The 2,124-nt window shown below is 63.2% G+C and carries 2 protein-coding genes and 2 pseudogenes; all 4 read left to right on the top strand.

Annotated elements, in window-relative coordinates; genetic code table 11:
• Positions 1 to 271, top strand: a pseudogene (gene hslU / locus D3H34_RS31945) (HslU--HslV peptidase ATPase subunit); the annotation flags it as partial.
• A gap of 319 nt (positions 272 to 590) precedes the next feature.
• Positions 591 to 1,019 carry a division/cell wall cluster transcriptional repressor MraZ gene (mraZ, locus tag D3H34_RS31950; protein ID WP_119558796.1) on the top strand — a complete coding sequence of 143 codons (429 nt, stop codon included), beginning with the start codon at positions 591 to 593 and terminating at the stop codon, positions 1,017 to 1,019.
• A gap of 14 nt (positions 1,020 to 1,033) precedes the next feature.
• Positions 1,034 to 1,963 (top strand): 16S rRNA (cytosine(1402)-N(4))-methyltransferase RsmH, encoded by a 930-nt coding sequence (gene rsmH / locus D3H34_RS31955; RefSeq protein ID WP_119558797.1) that lies wholly within the window; start codon positions 1,034 to 1,036, stop codon positions 1,961 to 1,963.
• A gap of 79 nt (positions 1,964 to 2,042) precedes the next feature.
• A pseudogene (locus D3H34_RS34830) lies at positions 2,043 to 2,124 on the top strand (cell division protein FtsL); the annotation flags it as partial.

Genomic DNA, 2,124 nt, shown 5'->3' on the forward strand with positions numbered 1-2,124 from the left:
GTACCAGGCGCTGCTGGCCACCGAAGGCGTGACGCTGGAGTTCACGCCCGAAGGCATCACGCGGCTCGCGCACACCGCGTTCCACGTCAACGAGAGCACCGAGAACATCGGTGCGCGCCGGCTGTCGACGGTCATGGAGCGGCTGCTCGACGAGATCAGTTTCGACGCCGCCCACCTCTCGGGCCAGACCTTCACCATCGACGCCGCCTATGTCGATGCGCGCCTGCAGACCCTGAGCCAGGACGAAGATTTGTCTCGTTTCATTTTGTGACGTTTTGCGCGCGCAAAGCGCGCTGGCGTTAACGCTTGCATACGCCTGACCGCACTTCGTGTGTGCATCTGCATGCCGGAGGCGGTTGAGGTTTCACATGCAGTGAATTGAGTAAGTGCTTATGGGGCAAGGGTTTTTCCCCAAAAGCGGCTTTCGATTGCGTTCTAAGTCCTTGATTTCATTGCAAATAATTGTCACACCCCCTGTGGCCTGCCGGCGATTTGCTGCTACAGTGGAAAAAAGTGCAATTAAGTGGTGAAACTTGCCATTCCCGGCGGTTTTAAGCGGTGAACGGCAGCAGCCAGTCCAAGGACAATTTATGTTTCAAGGGGCTTCTTCGCTCAGTCTCGATGCGAAGGGTCGGCTTTCGGTGCCGACCCGGCATCGTGACGCCTTGAACGAGATGGCCGAAGGACAGGTCACGATCACCAAACACCCCCACGGCTGTCTCATGCTGTTCCCCCGGCCGCAATGGCTGCTGTTTCGCGACCGCATCGCCCAGTTGCCGATGTCCGCGCAATGGTGGAAGCGGATTTTCCTGGGCAACGCCATGGACGTCGACATGGACGGGACCGGCCGCGTGCTGATCTCGCCCGAACTGCGCCAGGCCGTCGGCCTGACGCGGGACGCCGTGCTGCTGGGAATGGGCAACCACTTCGAGCTTTGGGACAAAGCCACTTATGACGCCCAGGAGGCACAGGCCATGCAGGCCCAGATGCCCGACGTTTTCCAGGATTTTGCTTTCTAAAAAAGGGCGTGCGATTGAACCAGCCCCTCCAACACATTACGGTACTGCTCGACGAGGCGGTGGATGCACTGCTGGGCGCGGCAGGCGAGTCGCCTGCGGGCGAATGGGTAGACGGCACCTTCGGCCGAGGAGGCCATTCCCGGCGCATCCTCGAGCGCCTGGGGCCCGAGGGCCGGCTCCGGGCCTTCGACAAGGACCCCGAGGCCATCCAGGAAGCTGCGCGCATCACCGATGCGCGTTTTTCCATTCAACACGAGGGCTTCAGCCACCTGGCTGATCTGCCCACCGCCAGCGTGCAGGGCGTGCTGATGGATCTGGGCGTGAGCTCGCCCCAGATCGATACGCCCGAGCGTGGCTTCAGCTTCCGTTTCGACGCGCCGCTCGATATGCGCATGGACACCACGCGTGGCCAGAGCGTGGCCGAATGGCTCGCGGACGCGGAAATGCAGCAGATTGCGGAGGTGATACGTGACTATGGCGAAGAACGGTTTGCTGGGCCTATTGCAAAGGCGATTGTTGCGCGGCGCGAGGAAAAAGGCCCTCTCGCAACCACCGGCGAGCTTGCCGAGCTCGTGGCTGGCGCCGTCCGCACGCGTGAGGCGGGCCAGAACCCCGCCACCCGCACATTTCAGGCTCTTCGGATTTTCATCAATGCCGAACTGCAGGAACTCGAGCAGGCGCTAGAAGCCAGCCTGCGCGTGCTCGCGCCCGGCGGCCGGCTGGTGGTGATCAGCTTCCATTCGCTCGAGGACCGCATCGTCAAGCAGTTCATCGCCAAGCATTCGAAAGAGGTGTACGACCGCCGGATGCCGTTCGCGCCGCCGACGCCGATGCGCCTGGTGGCGCTCGACCGCATCAAGCCCAGCGCCGCCGAAGTCGCGGCCAACCCGCGCTCGCGCTCGGCCGTGATGCGCGTCGCCCAGCGCACCGAGGTGCCCGCATGAAACCGGTCGCGCGTCCTGGCCATTCGGGCCGTACCGGTGCACCGGGCGGCCTGGCCGTGCGCGCGCAGAAAGGCCGGCCATGCTGCGCCTGAACCTGATGCTGCTGCTGGCCGTGATGGCGAGCGCCATTTTCCTGGTGCATACGCAGTATGAGTCGCGCC

The organism is Acidovorax cavernicola (assembly GCF_003581445.1).